The following is a 15,471-nucleotide window of genomic DNA, read 5'->3' as shown; positions in this document are numbered from 1 at the left end:
ACGGTCGCGAGGGTTGTGCTGGCCGCCGAGCGCGGCCGGCTGCATGGGCTAGACTTCCAGGAGAACCGCACCTGGAAGAGGGCCCCGATGGTCAAACGCCTGCTGCTGAAGCTGTTCCTGGTGGGCGCCGTGTGCGCCGTGCTACTGGTTGTTGGGCTCGGCACTGCCGGTTTCCTGGCGCTGCGTCCGCCGGGGTTCTACTCGGACCTGGCCGCCAACCCGCCCGCCGCCGCGGACGCCCAGGCCGCCGAGGAGCGGATCGAGCAGATGCGCGAGGACTTCGTCTACTGGCGCGCCCAGGCGCTCCAGCGGCAGCACCCGAGCGGCGCCGAACCGGGCTACCAGCTCGAGAACGACCTGCACACCGTCCGCGTCAGCGACGCCGAACTCAACGCGCTGCTGGTCGCGGAGAGCAGCCGGCTGGACGCCGGTGAGCTGAGCGACCCGCGCGTCCGCTTCGAGGACGACCGGGCGTCGCTGGCGGTGACGCTCGCCACCCCGGCGGGCGACCTGGTGCTGTCCGCCGCGTTTGCGCCGGCCCAGCCCGTGGGGGGCGACCTGCGGATGCGCCTGGTCGACGCGCGGCTCGGCCGGCTGCCGCTGCCGGTCAATACGCTTTCGTCCTGGCTGCCCAAGCAGGAGAATCGCCTGAGCGGCGCGCTCTACCTCGACACCACCGGCTCCGCGGCAGAGCTGATTCTGCGGATGGACGACCGCACCAAGCAGGCCGCCACGCCCCGGTCGGTTCGGTTCACCAACGGCGAGGCGGTCGTGACACTGAGGGCGCCGAGGCTCGCGGGCGAATAGCGCTGCGTGGCCCAATGTAAGAACGTCCAAGCTGGGCGCCCCTTACAAGCGGCCGGCCCGAGAAAACCCCGGGAATGCGACGATCTCGTCGGCGGCGCCGCAATTGCTTTGCCGGGTAGCGAAGCACCCAACCCCTCGTTGAAAGGATTCACGAATGCTCCACGCTATCATGCTTGCTGTGCTGGTGTCGGGCGTCGCCGACCCGGTCGACCACGCCGATGCTCCGCCGAGGGCCGCAGCCACTGACAACCAGGAACGGTCGGCGATCGAACTCCGCTTCGGCGGCGCAGCCTTCACCGCCAAACGGCTCGGCTGCTCAGGGTCGCCCGCGTCGCAGGGCAAGCAGCCCGCCGCGGGTAAGTCGCCCACAACGCTGGTGCTGGAGTCCGCCCGCTGCTCGATCGGCGGCGGCGAGATTGTGATCACCGCCGACCGGATGCTGGTGGACGTCGACGGCGCCAACGCCCGGTCGATCAGCGGGGTTGGCAACTGCCGCTACGTTTCCGCCGAAGAGCACGGCATGAAGGCCGCCGCGAAACGGCTGCAACTGACCGACGCGGGGCTGTCGCTTGAGGGCGAGGTGGAGCTGGTCTGTTCGAACGGGACCGTCATCGCGGGCGATTCGGTCCGCACCAGCAGTGACGGCAGCGGCAAAATGAAGCTCGTCGTGCTCGGGGCGACGACGCTGATGGTGGACGACTAACAGACAGCGCGTAGGGTGGGCCATCAGGCCTACCTCCTATGAGCTTGCGGCCTGATAGCAGTGGGGATTCGCTTCGCTGCCGCCCACCCTGTTGCTACGCCTCAGCGTCAAGGAAGTCTAGCAGCCGCGAGTGATTCTATCGTGCCGAACGACTCTTTGATTCCTGTGCAGCCAATGCACCGAAGCCGACCACCGGCGGGCCGGTTTCCTTGCTGTTAGAGGCCGCTTTCCGCGGGTGAATTCGCCTCGCAGCCATCAGTATTGTCAGCCCTGCCCGCATCCGCTCCCTGGTTGCAGCGACGACCGGTTGACGCGCCACCTGGACCGACTCATGACAGGCAGAACAAGAGTCCTTGTAGCACTGCTGGTGGCGATTGTCACGGCGCCTTTTGTCCCTCTGGTTATCAAACGGGGATTCACGGTCGCGGCTACCGGAATCGTTCCAACGGCGACCGTCGGACTGTGGTTCTCACTCTCGGCCCAAAAGAAGGCTGGGCGCGTCGGCTGGTTTCTGTTCGCCGCCGTGATGACCATCTCACTGGTCGCCGGGCCGTGGTGGGTGTCGACCCTCCACGACGCCGCGGCGTACGCGCAGGATCATGTCTCGCACGCCACGTTCCAGTACGTCGAATCGCTATCGGTTCTTGCGCTGTTTTTTTTTGCCGTGGATCACGGCTTGTCTCGTCGCGGGGCTGGCGGCAATACTCGCCACGCTGCGACTCGCTGAGCCGAAGGGCCAAGAACCCGCTCCTCAAGCCGCCGGTGACCATTGGCTGCGGTACTCTAGCCGACAGATGTTGTCCGCTTTCGCAATCGTCGCTGTGGTTCTATCCACGCTGTCGTCCGCGGTATCCAGGTGGGATTCGTCCACAGAGCGGCTGAGGGATCGTTTCCTCAACCGCTTCGTCGGTTCCTTTGCCGCTGGTCGAACCACGCTGGTTGCGGACCCAGAGATCTCGCCGCTCGACCCGACGGGGTTCAATCACCCGGGCTGCCACGTGTACCGCTTTGTCGCGCCGATCCGCCGCGACGGCATGGATACATGGGCGGCGTGGACCTACGAGCTGTTTGAGGACCGGCCCGACGCGGTGTCTCGGTTCGCGTACGCCGCAGCGCCCACCAAGGCCGAGCTGCCCCCTTCCCCGGGTCCCCTGTTAGAGTACCTTTACGAACCGACTCTCGACATGGTTGATGGCGTGCCCGATGACCACTGGCCGCGGGCGGAAATCGTCGACTACCCGCTCCGCACGCGACTAGCAGACGGACTCAAGGTCGTCGCCAACGCCCGCTGGGGCGCCGAGTGCGAGCTGTTGGTTCACCCCGTCAACGCGATCACGCCGCCCCCGCCCGCCATCGTAGTCGCGCCAGAAACCGGCCAGGTGGAATGGGAGGTGAAGCTCAACCCGAAGTACCGAGGTAAATCGATCGAGATCGAAGTGCTCAGCCGACCAAGCGCCCTCTACCGGGCCTCATCGGCAAGACGCCGGGTTGATATCGTGGGCGGCAAGGATGGCGTTCAGTAGTCGGCGCCAACCGCTAGCGGTGGGCGTTCGCTTCGCTGCCGCCCACCCTGTTGCTAACGACGATGGTTATCCCAGGAGAGTAGCGTTGCTGGATGAATTGATCGTTGAGGTCGTTTCCTACGGATCCGCGCCATCCGCATCCGTTGTGCTCCGCCTTGAAAGATAGTCAGAGTAGTTGATGTACTCCTCACGGTTGTTCAAGTACTCCGCATACTCGCGGAAATGGAAGCGGCACCGGGCGATAAGCTCAGCGTATTGGTCCTGCGCGAGTCCCGGTCCCAACAGACGGGTGAACGCGTCCAGGTAGTCCAGCAACTCCGCACACTTCTCCGGAGTCGCGCCGTTTGCACCGTCGAGCACGCCTGCTGGGAGCTCGTGCAGCGTGTACTCCAGGTAGTCAGCCGTGATATCGATCAATCGACTGCGGGAACGCCGGTCGTCCGGGTCGCTGGCAAGCGCTGTGCGCAGGAGCCCCTGCTCGGAGCGATCCTCTGCTGGCAGCTGCGCCAGCAGCTCATCGCATTGCCAAAGCTGCTGATGGAAACCGGCCAGCCAACGCGCGCTCCCCGGGACCCTCAACCGGTACCCTTCCAGCAGCGCCGGAAACAAAGCTCGCTCAAAAAGCGGCCGCCGGATCTTTAACGCGCGCGAATGGTCGATTACCTGTTCTGCGAGCGACCTCGCCCAAGGGAACCACTCAGACGATGAGGACTCCTCGAGCGAGTCAAGAAACACCTCAAGGCGGCGCAGCTTCTCGGTCCGATCGTACCCGTCCTCGGCGCGCTCGTAGGCTTCCCAGAATCTGCGTTGCTTGCTTGTGAGCATTCAGCTCTACCCACGCCTAGGGAGGGCCGTCAGGCCAACCGTCCGTGCGATCGCGCCCCCTTAGCGGTGGGCGTTCGCTTCGCTGCCGCCCACCCTACGACTGTCCCGTTAGCTGGGTGTGGCTGCGAATACAATCTCGCCACTCGTCTTCACAGATAGGAGATGACTCGCTATCGACCCAAGACGTTGCACGTGAGATATGAAACTCGTTCATCACAAGCGGTGGACTATGAAGACACGGATGCTACGGCGGACTTGGCTTCCCGATGGATTCAATTCATCGACCACCACGAACCACGAACCACTAGCCACCCACCACACTCCACCACACTCCATCACACATCCAGGTTCTTCACATCCAGCGCGTGCTTCTGGATGAAGTCGCGGCGGGGTTCGACCTGGTCGCCCATCAGCACGCGGAACAGGTCGTCGGCGGCGCCGGCGTCTTCCATGCTGACCTGCAGCAGCGTGCGGTTGGCGGGGTCGAGGGTGGTCTCGCGGAGCTCCTCGGCGTTCATTTCGCCCAGGCCCTTGAAGCGGGTGATCTGCAGGCCCTTCTCACCGGCGGAGCGGATCGCGGCGGGCAGGCCGCGGAGGTCCTCGAGGCCGGTCTCGGTTTCGCCGCGGACCACGCGGTAGCGGCTGCCCTCCTCGCCGGTGCGTTCCTGCGGGATGAGCGCGTCGATCTCGAAGCCCATCTCGCGGAGGTCGCGCAGCAGGTTGTTGATGGTGCGCACCTCGTGCAGCTCGACGATCCGCAGCCGCTTGCTGGTTGGGGCGGGGGCGCCGTTGGTCTGCTCCTCGCCCTCCTCCTCGGTCTGCGGCGTGGGGCCGCCGTCGACCAGCAGCTCGCCCCCCTCGGCCGCTTCCTTCTCTTTGACGAACGTGTCGAGCTCCTCGCGGTCGAAGAACCAGTGCTCCTCGACGCCGACGAACACGTGGTAGCTGGGCAGTCGCCCGCTGTCGGGGTCCTGCCGCAGCGCGTGGGCCTTCAGCGCGATGCCGCGCCGCTCGAGCGCGATGAGGGCCTCCTCCATGGCGGCCAGCGTGCGGACCAGCTTGGCCATGGCCTCGCCCTCGACGACCAGGCCGTCGCCGGCGTCGAAGTGGCTGTCGCCCAGGCCGAGGTCCAGCAGCTGGTTCTTCATCTCCTCGTCGGTCTGCACGTACTGCACCTGCTTGCCCTTGCGGACGCGGAACAGCGGCGGCTGCGCGACGAACACGTGCCCCTTGGCCACGAGGTCGTACATCTGGCGGTAGAAGAACGTGAGCAGCAGCGTGCGGATGTGGCTGCCGTCGACGTCGGCGTCGGTCATGATCACCACGCGGCCGTAGCGGCGTTTGCTGACGTCCTGCTCGGCGCCGATGCCGGCGCCGATGGCCGCGATCATGCTGCGGACCTCCTGGTTCTCCAGCACCTTGGTCTCGCGGCTCTTGTAGGCGTTGATGATCTTACCGCGGAGCGGCAGGATCGCCTGGTACTCCCGCATGCGGCCGCCTTCGGCGGAGCCGCCGGCCGAGTCGCCCTCCACCAGGTACAGCTCGCACTTGTCGACCTCCTTGCTCGAGCAGTCCCGCAGCTTGCCCGGCAGGCCGGCGCCGGAGAGCGCGCCCTTGCGTTCGCGGACCAGCTGGCGGGCCTTGCGGGCGGACTCGCGGGCCTCGGCGGCCAGCACGCCCTTGCGGACGATCTGCTTGGCGGTCTTGGGGTTCTCCTCGAAGTACTTCTGCAGGTAGTCGCCGAAGATCGAGTTGACGATGCCCTCCACCTCGCTGTTGCCCAGCTTGGTCTTGGTCTGGCCCTCGAACTGCGGGTGCGGCACGCGGCAGCTGATCACGGCGGTCAGGCCCTCGCGGACGTCCTCGCCGCTGGGGGTGAGGTCCTTGAACAGGCCCTCCTTCTTGCCGTAGTTGTTAATGGTCCGCGTGAGGGCCGAGCGGAAGCCGGAGAGGTGGGTGCCGCCCTCGTGGGTGTTGATGTTGTTGACGTACGTGTGGACGTTCTCGGTGAACTCGCCGGAGTACTGCAGCGCGATCTCGAGCGACACGCCGTCGGCCTCGCCCTCGATGAACAGCACGTCCTCGTGGGCGGCTTCGCTGGCGCGGTTCAGGTGCGTGACGAACTCGCGGATGCCGTCCTCGTAGAGGAACGCGTCGGACTCGTTGCTGCGGGCGTCGGTGATGGTGATCCGCACGCCCTTGTTGAGGAACGCCAGCTCCTGCAGCCGCTTCTGCAGCGTGGCGTAGACGTACTTGGTGGTCTGGAAGATCTGCGGGTCGGGCTTGAAGGTGGTCTTGGTGCCGCGTTTGCTGCTGGCGCCGATCCGCCGCACGGGGCCCTTGGGCACGCCGCGCTCGTACTCCTGGTGGTGGATGTGGCCGTCGCGGGCGACCTCGACCTCGGACCATTCGGAGAGGAAGTTGACCACCGTCACGCCGACGCCGTGCAGGCCGCCGGAGGTTTGGTAGGCGCCCTTGGAGAACTTGCCGCCGAACTTCAGCACGGTCATCACGCCCTCGAGCGTGCTGACCTCGCGGTCCATCTGCTCGGAGAGCTGCTCGTGCTTCTCGGTGGGGATGCCGCGACCGTCGTCCTCGACGGTGATCGATCCGTCGACGTTGATCTGCACGCTCACCGTGGTGGCGTGGCCGGCCATGGCTTCGTCGATCGAGTTGTCGACCACCTCGTAGACCAGGTGGTGCAGGCCGCGGGCGGTGGTGTCGCCGATGTACATACTCGGCCGCTCGCGCACGTGCTCCAGGTCGGACAGGTGCTCGAGGTCGCCCGCGCCGTACTCGGCGTTGCCGTGGTGGCTGCTGGCCTTCTTGGTCGGCTCCTGCGAGGGCTCAGGCTGCGGGGCGTCTTGGTCTTGGGGTTCTTCGGACATTCTCGTCTTGGTCGTTGTCGAAAAGCGATGGGGTCGCGTTGTGGGGAAGACGCCGCGGCGCGGCGCCGGTTGTCGGCTAGCCGAGCCTGCCGACCTTGAAGCGGAGGCCCTCGATGCGGGCGTCGGGCAGGGCCTGCTGCATCGCCTTGAGGAGTCTGTTCTTCTCGAAGCCGAGTTCCTGGGCCATCATGCTGTTGGCGACGATCACCTCGAGCACGCCCTGCCGCACGGCCGAGGCCTGGCAGAACTTGCCGAGCGCCGGCCCGGCCGCCGCGGACCAGGCGTCGCGCAGCTGTTCGTTGGCGCGGGGCGTCGCGTAGCCTTTGCGGGCGAACATCTGCGCCACCACGTCCGAAGCCTTCTTGGGCCGGCGGGCGTGCCGGCGACCCTTCTCCCGCTGGGCGCGCTGGGACAGGTCGGCAAGCTTCTGGGCGACGAGTTCGGGGTCCATCTGGTCCGCCATGGTGAGTTCTAGCGGTCCCGGGCCAGCGGCATGATCACGTAGCCGTAGCCGTCGTCGGTGGTGCAGACGGCCGCGGACTCGCCGTCCTGCAGGTCGAGCGTGAACGACTTGTCGCTGTCGAGCACCTTCAGGAAGTCGATCACGAACCGCGGGTCGAGCGTGATGGTGATCTCGGAGCTGTCGAACGCCACCGGCAGCTCGATGCGGGACTCGCCCACCTCGGCGGCGTGGCCGGAGAGCACCAGCGAGCCCTCGCCGAATGTGAAGTCGACGCCGCGGCTCTCGTCGCTGGTCAGGATCGCCGCCTGGCGGACGGCCCGGTAGAACGGCTCGATCGGCAGCTCGACCTTCACCGAGCTGGTCCGCTGGGGGAACACGTCCCGCCAGCGGGGGAAGCGGCCCTCCAGCAGACGCGAGTAGATCATCGCCCGCGGGCTGCGGACGAGCATCTCGTTCTGGCGGATGGCGATCTGCACCTCGCCGTCGTCGTCGTTGACGGCGCGGTCGATGAGGTTGAGCGAGCGGCTGGGGACGATCGTGGCGTCGCCGAAGGCGCCGGGCTCGCCCACGGCGGACACCGGGCCCTCCATCTTGGACAGGCGGCGGCCGTCGGTGCCCACGCCGGTGAGCGTGCCGTCCTCCCACTCCATCTTCACGCCGCCCAGTGCGTACCGGCTGGACTCGTTGTCCGTGGCGAACACGGTGCGGCGGATCAGCTCCTTGAACCAGCGGGCGGCGGTCTCGTAGTACGAGGCGTCGTCGAACACGGCGATGCTGGGGTAGTCGCCCGGGTCCTCGGCCGACAGGTTGAACTGGCTGCGTTCGCCCCGCACGCGGATGTGCTTGTCGTCGGCCTCGATGTGGAAGGTCTCGTCGGAGCTCTCCCGCAGGATCTGGCCGAACCGGGCGGTCGGCAAGATGCACGCGCCGGGCTGCTCGACCTCGATGCCGGTCGCCTGGTAGCGGATCGCGACCTCCAGGTCGGTCGCCAGGAACGACGCCGAGTCGGCGGTGACCTCTAGCTTGACGTTCTGCAGGATCGGCTTCGGGCTGCGGGTGGGGGCGACAGCCGCCACGGCCTGGAAGGCCTGCAGGAGCTGCTCACGGTTGCATGTGATCTTCATAGGAGGGACCTCCGTGTCGCCGCCACTTGTGGAGTGGGTAGGCGCTGCGTCAGAGGGCGTTGGGCCAGGGAGTTAATAGATTTAGTTTTTATTAACGCAGTTGTTGTTTATCGCCCGGGCGGAGTGTTGAGAACGCACTGCTGGCGGCGGTTAACTGGTTTGTTGCTAGTGGGTTACGGCGACCGCCAAGTGGTGGAGAACCTGTTGATCGGCGGTCGGTAGCGGGTTGGTTGGTTGAGCGTTGGTGTCGACCGTTTCGGGCGTTGGTAGCTGGGGGCTGGTTTGCCAATCGACTTTCGACAGGGTTTGAACGGTCTGTCGACAGGTTATTCACACCGCTGCTGCGGCGGTGATCGAACCTCGTAGTTCATCCAGGGCGGTGCGGAGGGCGCGGTCGGTGGGCAGCGAGCGTTCGATCCGCCGGTAGTTGTGCAGCACGGTGGTGTGGTCGCGGCCCCCCAGCAGCTTGCCGATCTGGTCGTAGGAGAGCGGGGTCAGCTCGCGGGTCAGGTAGATCGCCACCGCCCGCGCCAGCACGATCGACTTCTGCCGGCTGGAACTGGTGAGCTTCGCCTTGGGCAGCCCGTAGTAGCGGGCGACCGTGGCGACAATCTCGCCCGCGGGGGGGCTGGGGCGGGCCAGGTCGAGCTCGGCCAGGCTAGCGGCCAGCTTCTCGTCCAGCGTGGCGCCGGCCCGCAGACGACGGCGGAGCCGCAGCGCGACGCCCAGCAGCCGGCGGGGGTCGGTGGGCGCCTGCTCGGCCAACAGGGCCAACGCCTTGGGGGTGGCGGTGCAGCCCAACGCGGACAGCGCCTGCTGCAAGAGCGCCTGCCGGGTGGCGAGCGACGGCTGCGCCACCTGCAGCGTAACCCCGCTCAGCAGCCGGCCTGTGAGGGCCCGGCTGAGCTGTGGCACATCGGCGAGCGGCTTCTGCGACGCGCCGACAAACAGCGCTCCGCTGACCGCCAGCGCGTCGACGGTGTGGATTAGTTCTTCGAGCGCGTAGGCCTCGCCCGCCAGCCGTGGCAGGTCGTCGATGACCAGCAGCCGGCAGCGGCGGATCTGGCGGCGGAAGGCGTCCAGCGATCGGTCGTTCACGGCCGACGCGACCTGGCGGCGGAAGTCGCTGGCCGTCAGGTACGCGACCTGCGAGTCGCCGTTCTTGGTGTGCCCGAGCCGGTTGTGCCACGCCTCGGCGAGGCCGCGGGCGAGGTGGGTCTTGCCGCAGCCGCTGGGACCGAACAGCAGCAGTGAGCCGATGGACGACTGCCCGACGGCGAGGCCGTTGTCGTCGCCAACGGCGGCCAGCAGCCGCTGGAACACGGCCGCGACCAGGCGGTTCTCTGGGCCGGCGACAAAGCACGGCATGGTCCATGCGCCCGCCTCGGTGGCTTCCGGCGAGCTGCTCTTGAGCCGGCGGCCGGCCAACGGCAGCCGCGTCACACCCCCCGCTGCGGCCGTGCGTCCAGCGTCGCCGCCCACACAACCGGGCGGGTCGGCAGGGCACGCCACGGCTTGCGGTAGGGTCGCGGGGACCACTTCGGCTCCGTCCTGCATCGGCAGAAAAATGGGGGCTACTGAGAGCGGGCGCCGCACGCGGGGAGCGGGGCCACAGGGCAAGCCCGAATTGTACCCGATTGGACGCCCCCGCGGGAGCCATTCGGCCCTAGTTTTCAGGGTTCTTGGCGGCTTCGTAACCGCTTGCAGATAGCCAAGATACGTTCGGCCGCGTCGTCGATTTCGGCGGCCGTCGTGGCCGCGCCCAAACTAAACCGCAAAGCCCCCCGAATCACCCCCTCGTCGAGTCCCCCGGCGAGGCCCCCATCGGCGCCCATCGCCAGCAGCGTCGGCGACGGTTCGCTCGACCCGCTGGCGCACGCCGATCCGGTCGAACAGGCCACTCCCTGGCGGTCCAGAGCCATCTGGAGGGCCTGGCGATCGAGCCCGCGGAACCCGACGCAGCTGGTGTGCGGCAGCCGCTCGGCCCCGGCGCCGACGACCACCGCCTGGGGCTCGCCGGCCAGCAGGGCCGCCTCGAGCCGGTCGCGCAGCAGCCTCATTCTCGACTCCCGTTCGGCCTGCTCGGCCTGCCACAGCTCGACGGCCGTCTGCAGGCCGATGGCGAGCTCGACCGGCGCGGTGCCGGGCCGCTGCGACCCGGGCTGGCCGTGCAGCAGCGGCGCCGCCTGCAGCCCGCCCTCGATCAGCAGGCCGCCGATCCCGCAGGGGCCGTGCAGCTTGTGGCCGGCGAAGGTCAGCATCGACACGCCCAGCCGGCGGAAGTCGACCGGCATTTTGCCAACCACCTGGGTCGCGTCGGTGTGGACCGGCACACCACGGCGGCGGCACTCCTTAGCGATCTCAGCGACCGGCTGCAGCACGCCGGTTTCATTGTTGCCCAGCATCACGCTGACCAGGCAGGTGTCGGCGCGCAGCACCGCGGCCAGCGCGTCCGCCCGCACCCGGCCCTGCGGGTCGACCGGCAGGCGGTCGACCGTGGCGCCCTCGCGCTCGAGCTGCTCGGCCAGGCCGGCGATGCTCGGGTGCTCGATCGCGCTGATCACCACATGGCGGCCGCGTGGGTCGTCGCCCAGCAGGGCGCGGAGCGCGTGGTTGTTGGACTCGGTCCCACCAGAGGTGAACAGCAGCGTGTCGGGCGTCATGACAGCGGTGCTGGCGCCCAGCGCCGTGGCGATGGCGTCGCGGGCCTGCTCGAGCGGGCGGCGGGCGCGGCGGCCGTCGTCGTGCTGGCTAGAGGGGTTTGCGTAGCCCTGCCCCATCGCATCGGCGACCGCTTGGGTCACTTCCGGCAGGGGGGGCGTGGTGGCGTTGTGGTCCAGGTAGATCCGCTGCATGGGCATAATTCTATGCGGCGGGCGGGGCCCGCTCGATGGGGGATTGCCATTGCCGCGATTCGGCGGCGGCGCCTACTATCCCGCCCTCCCGCAACCCCTGGCCCTCCACCGAGGTTCTCGAGCGATGTTCGAATCGGCAGTCCACGCCCTGATGAAGCTGTGCATCGCGGTCGGCGTCGTAGTGGTGGGAGGCATGGCCTACCACCTGTACGGCCCCCCGGCGGGCGAGGCGTCGGCCCTGCTCAACCGCATCGTCTGCCAGGCGCGGCGTGAGCTCAACGCGTGGCAAGGCGCCCCGGCAAGCCGGCCGGCCCCGTTGAGTACTCCAGCAGCGACTCAGGCGCCCGCACTCGCCGCCGCGCCGCCCGCAGACCTGATCCCGCTGCCCGGCGCCGCCCCGGCGTCGCTGAACCACTCGATGGCGCCGCTCGAACCGCTGCCGCCCACGCCCGACCTGTCGCCCGAACCGCTGCCGGCCGACGTGCAGCCGCTGGTGGCTCAGCTCCAGCAGCTCGGGGTCCAGGACATCCAGCTCACCGCCTGGGGCGCCGAGGGCGCCCTGCACCGCTTCGCCTGCTGCGCGCCGCTGCCGGGCGGCTCCGGGTTCGTCCGCCACTTCGACGCCATCGAGCCGAACGCCCAGCTGGCCGCCGCCCGCGTGATCGACCAGGTGCGGCGGTGGCGGGTCACCAACCCGGTCCTCACCCGTTAGCGAGGGGGCGTCATGAGCACGCTCGGTCGACGGCTCGGCAGCACAGCATGGCGGTACCGCGGGCCGCTCTCGGAGCGGGCCGACCGCCCACGACCCGTCAGCGCCCGCCCGGCTCGCGAGCGTCCGCGCGGCATGCAGCGCCGCACCACGGTCGCCCGGCGGACGCGACTCGAGGCGATCCTGCTCCTGGCTGATGAGCCGCTGCCCCTGCGGCGACTGGCGAAGCTGGCGAACCTGGAGGACGCCACCGAGGCCCGCACCCTGCTGGACGAGCTCCGCCGGCTGCACGAGGCCCGCGGGTCGGCCTTCCAGATAACCGCGATTGCGGGCGGCTACCAGCTGCTGACCGACCCGAAGCTGGCGCCCTGGCTGCAGCCGCTGGCGCCCGCAGGGCAGGAGCTGCGGCTGACCCCGCCCGCCATGGAGACGCTGGCCGTCGTGGCGTACCGCCAGCCGGTGGTGAGGGCCGAGGTCGAGGCGATCCGGGGCGTGCAGTGTGGGGAACTCCTCCGCCAGTTGATGGAACGAGACTTATTGCGTATTGTCGGGCGTTCGCAGGAACTCGGGCGGCCCATCTTGTACGGAACAACCAAGCGATTCCTGCGGGTTTTTGGCCTCAAGAACCTCGACGGCCTGCCCCAGGTAGCCGGTCTCCCGGGGGCAGAATTGGCAAGAGAACCTGAAGCCGATACGGACTCGGCGACGATACCACTCGCCACACGCTGATCCCACGTATCGGGACTGCCGCGGCAGGGACACGCAGCGAAGGGGGGAAACACAAGATGACGCTCACGATGACGCTCCTGAACCACGGCGACGATGAACTGCTGCTGACCCACTCGGCGCTAGTGGGCAAGAGCACGCCCTGCCCCGTCGCAGAGTTCGACGATGAAGAGGACGAAGAGTACGAGGACGACGACGAAGAAGAAGAAGGCGATGAAGAGTACGAGGACGACGACGAGTACGAGTACGAAGACGACGACGAGGAGTACGAGGACGAAGACGAGGACGCCGATGACGATGTCGAGTACGAGGATGAAGAGTACGAAGAGGATGAAGACGAAGACGACGACGAGGAAGAAGAAGAGCTAGGCGACGACGAGGAGTGGGTCGAAGTCGAAGACGACGAGGCCGATGACGACGAAGAGGAAGAGGAGCTCGGCGAAGACGAAGAGTGGGTCGAGGTCGACGCCGATGAAGAAGAGGACGACGACTACGAGTACGAGTACGAAGACGACGACGACGAAGAAGAGGACTACGAGTACGAGTACGAAGAGGATGAAGAGGACTGACCAACAGCGGGCCGCTAGGTGAGGTTCACCAGCAGCACGAACGTCAGCACCAGGATCACGGCGCCCAAGCCCGCCAGGATCAGATTGAACCGCCGCCGCGCCGCCGCGCGTTCCTCTCGGGTAAGCGGCCGCGGCTTCTCGGGCGCCGCCGCGGCGTTTGCCCGCGGCTCTGCGGGCGGGGCTTCCACCACCGCCGGTTCCCTACTTGGCGCCGGCTCTTGAGGCGCCGATTTGGCTTGGGCGTGTCCTGCTTCTGGCGCCAGTTCAGGGACGCCACTCGGCTCTTCGCTGCCCTCCCCAGCCGTTTCCTCCAGCGAACCCCGGTCGGGCAACTCCACCACCTGGCCGCAGTGCGGACACTCGACCTCTTGTCCCAGCATGGCGAGGTCCGCCTCAAACGCGCCGCCGCACAGCGGGCAGTCGAATTCCATCGCGGGGGCGGGCTCGGGCGTGGTCATTCGGTTCGGGGCGATCGGGAAGCGGATTCGCGGGGCGGTCTTGTCCTATCGTAACCTGCGCGCGGCGCACCTCGAACCCGCGCCCCGGCGTCCTGCCCCTTAGACGAGCCGACCGCCGGCGGCTACGCTGTGGCGGATATGGCGAAACGAAAAGGCAAACCGAAGCGGGGCCCCGCCGCCCGGCCCGATCAGGGAGTCACGGCCCGCCGGCTGGCCGGCGGCGACTGGGTGCTGGTCCACCCCCGCGAGGCCCGCGACCGCGCCGAGGACCTGGAAGAGGTCAACGTGATGATCGAGGCCGGCGAGCTCGACATCGCGCAGGACGAGCTCCGCTGGCTGCTGTCGGGCTGCAGCGAGTTCATGGCCGCCCACGTGCTGTCCGGCCTGGTGGCGATCGAGCAGGACAATGACATTCCTCTCGCCCGCGGCCACTTTGGTTTCGCCTACCAGCTCGGGCAGAAGGCGCTCAAGCGGGCCCGCTGCACCGGGCCGCTGCCGGGCGGGCAGCCGGCCAACCTGCCGTTCTACGAGGCCGCCCGCGGGCTGGCCTACTGCCTGGAGAAGAAAGACAAGCCGCAGCTCGCCGACGAGGTGCTGGCCGGGGTCCGCGGCCTGGACCCCACCGACCCCACCGACATCGCCGCCATGCTCGACGAGCTCCGCAGCGGCGGCGCGCCGGTGGTGGACCTCACCTTCCCCGGCGGCTGACCGCCCGGTGGCGCGTGACCGCCGCCGGGTACAATGACCTCAAGAGTTGCTGGCGCGGCCGGCGGCTGCCCCTCCCTGTCCGAAAGCAATCTCCATGTCCGATGAACCCAACCTCGCCTTCGACGTCGACGCGCTGTTCGAGCACCTGACGGAGAACCTCGGGCACAACCTGGAGGACGAGAAGGAGTGGACCTACATCGTCCGCTCTAGCGACTACCAGGCCCTCGAGGACGCCGCCAGCGAGTTCGAGGAGGAGTTCGCGATCCACCTGCACGAGCACGTTGAGGAGGAGGACGAGGAGGGCAACGTCAGCAAGGGCGACCCCATCATGTGTGTGATCCGCGTCGACGCGCTCTCGGCCGAGCAGGTGAAGGAGATCGCCCAGCGGGTCGACGCGGTCGCCGCCGCCCGCGGCCTGGATTACGAGGGCGTGCACTGCTACGACTCGGTCGACGAGCAGGCGCTGCTGGAGTGGCTCGCCCCCGAGGACGCCGCCTGGCGGCTGCGGGCGCTGACCGACAGCGGCCTAGAGCCCGACGCCGAGCTGCCCTGGACCATCCTGGTCGTGGCGCCCGACGTGCCGGAGACCGACAAGATCGCCGCCGACCTGGCGGCCGCCGGCTTCGACGACTTCGACCAGTTCGACGAGCGCGACGAGGAGGGCGACTGCGGCGTCTGCCTGTTCGTCCCCGGCACGAACAACGAGGCCGCTCTGCAGGCCACAATGCAGAAGGTGGCCCAGGTCGCCGAGCCCCACGGCGGCCAGCTCGTGGCGGTGCAGTTCTACTCCCGCGAGGAGTTCATCGAGGTGTTCGGCGTGGAGGGCGACGGCGAAGAGGAGTAGTGGCCTCGCGCTCTGCGGCTGCCGCAAGTACGGTCGCCCAGGCAGCTGTCCAATGGGTTGATATTGTGCACACTTCTTTCTGGGAGCCGCCGCTGTTCGTCTTTCGAGAGATTGGCCGCGGTGGTTTGATCGCGAGAGGGATCGTTCTTGCGGGTTGGGCTCTGAGTTTCGTAGTCGTAGGGTTGTCCGACGACAACGGGCCGCCGATCACTCCCACACTCGCGCTCGGAATCGTACTCGCGATCCTCGGAGTTCCTGCGTTGTTGGAC

Annotated in this window: 16 protein-coding genes; 9 read left to right on the top strand and 7 right to left on the bottom strand. The window is 67.9% G+C overall.

Features of this window, described 5'->3' with window-relative positions:
* The first annotated feature begins 87 nt into the window (after positions 1 to 87).
* The 4 genes from KOR34_RS19925 to KOR34_RS19910 all read left to right on the top strand — a co-directional run bounded on the left by KOR34_RS19925 (position 88) and on the right by KOR34_RS19910 (position 3,033).
* The gene (locus tag KOR34_RS19925) at positions 88 to 807 is read left to right on the top strand and encodes a hypothetical protein (protein ID WP_146567507.1); all 720 of its coding nucleotides are present in this window, start codon (positions 88 to 90) and stop codon (positions 805 to 807) included.
* 154 nt (positions 808 to 961) lie between these two features.
* Positions 962 to 1,510, top strand: coding sequence for a hypothetical protein (locus KOR34_RS19920; RefSeq protein WP_146567505.1), 549 nt, complete (start codon positions 962 to 964; stop codon positions 1,508 to 1,510).
* A gap of 331 nt (positions 1,511 to 1,841) precedes the next feature.
* Positions 1,842 to 2,237, top strand: coding sequence for a hypothetical protein (locus KOR34_RS19915; protein WP_146567503.1), 396 nt, complete (start codon positions 1,842 to 1,844; stop codon positions 2,235 to 2,237).
* Between the two features lie 94 nt (positions 2,238 to 2,331).
* Positions 2,332 to 3,033 (top strand): hypothetical protein, encoded by a 702-nt coding sequence (locus tag KOR34_RS19910; RefSeq protein ID WP_228714715.1) that lies wholly within the window; start codon positions 2,332 to 2,334, stop codon positions 3,031 to 3,033.
* Positions 3,034 to 3,150: 117 nt separating this feature from the next.
* On the opposite strand, the gene KOR34_RS19905 is transcribed toward KOR34_RS19910, so the two are convergent.
* The 6 genes from KOR34_RS19905 to KOR34_RS19880 form a co-directional block, all read right to left on the bottom strand.
* The gene (locus KOR34_RS19905; protein ID WP_146567499.1) at positions 3,151 to 3,858 is read right to left on the bottom strand and encodes a hypothetical protein; all 708 of its coding nucleotides are present in this window, start codon (positions 3,856 to 3,858) and stop codon (positions 3,151 to 3,153) included.
* Positions 3,859 to 4,193: 335 nt separating this feature from the next.
* On the bottom strand, positions 4,194 to 6,746 hold the full coding sequence (locus KOR34_RS19900; RefSeq protein WP_146567497.1) for a DNA gyrase subunit B: 2,553 nt from the start codon (positions 6,744 to 6,746) through the stop codon (positions 4,194 to 4,196).
* Positions 6,747 to 6,822: 76 nt separating this feature from the next.
* The gene (locus KOR34_RS19895) at positions 6,823 to 7,197 is read right to left on the bottom strand and encodes a DUF721 domain-containing protein (protein ID WP_197531614.1); all 375 of its coding nucleotides are present in this window, start codon (positions 7,195 to 7,197) and stop codon (positions 6,823 to 6,825) included.
* Positions 7,198 to 7,217: 20 nt separating this feature from the next.
* Positions 7,218 to 8,333, bottom strand: a complete 1,116-nt coding sequence (dnaN, locus tag KOR34_RS19890; protein ID WP_146567493.1) for a DNA polymerase III subunit beta — start codon at positions 8,331 to 8,333, stop codon at positions 7,218 to 7,220.
* A 330-nt stretch (positions 8,334 to 8,663) separates the two neighbouring features.
* Positions 8,664 to 9,845 carry a helix-turn-helix domain-containing protein gene (locus KOR34_RS19885; protein WP_197531613.1) on the bottom strand — a complete coding sequence of 394 codons (1,182 nt, stop codon included), beginning with the start codon at positions 9,843 to 9,845 and terminating at the stop codon, positions 8,664 to 8,666.
* Between the two features lie 161 nt (positions 9,846 to 10,006).
* Complete coding sequence (locus KOR34_RS19880; protein WP_146567488.1) at positions 10,007 to 11,188, bottom strand: cysteine desulfurase family protein; 1,182 nt, start codon at positions 11,186 to 11,188, stop codon at positions 10,007 to 10,009.
* A 124-nt stretch (positions 11,189 to 11,312) separates the two neighbouring features.
* On the opposite strand from KOR34_RS19880, the gene KOR34_RS19875 reads away from it, so the two are divergent.
* The 3 genes from KOR34_RS19875 to KOR34_RS26880 are packed head-to-tail and all read left to right on the top strand — an operon-like array spanning position 11,313 to position 13,192.
* Positions 11,313 to 11,900: a hypothetical protein gene (locus KOR34_RS19875; RefSeq protein ID WP_146567487.1), complete on the top strand. Its 588-nt coding sequence runs from the start codon at positions 11,313 to 11,315 to the stop codon at positions 11,898 to 11,900.
* Between the two features lie 12 nt (positions 11,901 to 11,912).
* Positions 11,913 to 12,626: an SMC-Scp complex subunit ScpB gene (scpB, locus tag KOR34_RS19870; protein WP_228714714.1), complete on the top strand. Its 714-nt coding sequence runs from the start codon at positions 11,913 to 11,915 to the stop codon at positions 12,624 to 12,626.
* A gap of 56 nt (positions 12,627 to 12,682) precedes the next feature.
* Positions 12,683 to 13,192, top strand: a complete 510-nt coding sequence (locus tag KOR34_RS26880; RefSeq protein WP_197531612.1) for a hypothetical protein — start codon at positions 12,683 to 12,685, stop codon at positions 13,190 to 13,192.
* A 14-nt stretch (positions 13,193 to 13,206) separates the two neighbouring features.
* Here KOR34_RS26880 and KOR34_RS19860 read toward each other — a convergent pair whose 3' ends face one another.
* A complete protein-coding gene (locus KOR34_RS19860; RefSeq protein ID WP_146567485.1) occupies positions 13,207 to 13,650 on the bottom strand; it encodes a hypothetical protein in 444 nt (147 codons plus the stop codon).
* Positions 13,651 to 13,788: 138 nt separating this feature from the next.
* Here KOR34_RS19860 and KOR34_RS19855 point away from each other — a divergent pair, with 138 nt between their 5' ends.
* Both KOR34_RS19855 and KOR34_RS19850 read left to right on the top strand, forming a co-directional pair.
* A complete protein-coding gene (locus tag KOR34_RS19855; RefSeq protein ID WP_146567483.1) occupies positions 13,789 to 14,358 on the top strand; it encodes a hypothetical protein in 570 nt (189 codons plus the stop codon).
* 94 nt (positions 14,359 to 14,452) lie between these two features.
* A complete protein-coding gene (locus tag KOR34_RS19850) occupies positions 14,453 to 15,202 on the top strand; it encodes a ribonuclease E inhibitor RraB (protein WP_146567482.1) in 750 nt (249 codons plus the stop codon).
* Positions 15,203 to 15,471: the final 269 nt, after the last annotated feature.

This window comes from Posidoniimonas corsicana, from assembly GCF_007859765.1.
In the GTDB taxonomy this organism is placed as follows: Bacteria; Planctomycetota; Planctomycetia; order Pirellulales; family Lacipirellulaceae; genus Posidoniimonas; species Posidoniimonas corsicana.
The sequence above is the reverse complement of the archived record's forward strand: the minus strand, read 5'-3'. Positions and strand labels throughout refer to the sequence as shown.

Excerpts from the sequence above, each read along its gene's own strand:
- KOR34_RS19925 (WP_146567507.1), top strand. The coding sequence starts at position 88 with ATGGTCAAACGCCTGCTGCTGAAGCTGTTCCTGGTGGGCGCCGTGTGC.
- KOR34_RS19920 (WP_146567505.1), top strand. The coding sequence starts at position 962 with ATGCTCCACGCTATCATGCTTGCTGTGCTGGTGTCGGGCGTCGCCGAC.
- KOR34_RS19915 (WP_146567503.1), top strand. The coding sequence starts at position 1,842 with ATGACAGGCAGAACAAGAGTCCTTGTAGCACTGCTGGTGGCGATTGTC.
- KOR34_RS19905 (WP_146567499.1), bottom strand. The coding sequence starts at position 3,858 with ATGCTCACAAGCAAGCAACGCAGATTCTGGGAAGCCTACGAGCGCGCC.
- KOR34_RS19900 (WP_146567497.1), bottom strand. The coding sequence starts at position 6,746 with ATGTCCGAAGAACCCCAAGACCAAGACGCCCCGCAGCCTGAGCCCTCG.
- KOR34_RS19895 (WP_197531614.1), bottom strand. The coding sequence starts at position 7,197 with ATGGACCCCGAACTCGTCGCCCAGAAGCTTGCCGACCTGTCCCAGCGC.
- dnaN (WP_146567493.1), bottom strand. The coding sequence starts at position 8,333 with ATGAAGATCACATGCAACCGTGAGCAGCTCCTGCAGGCCTTCCAGGCC.
- KOR34_RS19880 (WP_146567488.1), bottom strand. The coding sequence starts at position 11,188 with ATGCAGCGGATCTACCTGGACCACAACGCCACCACGCCCCCCCTGCCG.
- KOR34_RS19875 (WP_146567487.1), top strand. The coding sequence starts at position 11,313 with ATGTTCGAATCGGCAGTCCACGCCCTGATGAAGCTGTGCATCGCGGTC.
- scpB (WP_228714714.1), top strand. The coding sequence starts at position 11,913 with ATGAGCACGCTCGGTCGACGGCTCGGCAGCACAGCATGGCGGTACCGC.
- KOR34_RS26880 (WP_197531612.1), top strand. The coding sequence starts at position 12,683 with ATGACGCTCACGATGACGCTCCTGAACCACGGCGACGATGAACTGCTG.
- KOR34_RS19860 (WP_146567485.1), bottom strand. The coding sequence starts at position 13,650 with ATGACCACGCCCGAGCCCGCCCCCGCGATGGAATTCGACTGCCCGCTG.
- KOR34_RS19855 (WP_146567483.1), top strand. The coding sequence starts at position 13,789 with ATGGCGAAACGAAAAGGCAAACCGAAGCGGGGCCCCGCCGCCCGGCCC.
- KOR34_RS19850 (WP_146567482.1), top strand. The coding sequence starts at position 14,453 with ATGTCCGATGAACCCAACCTCGCCTTCGACGTCGACGCGCTGTTCGAG.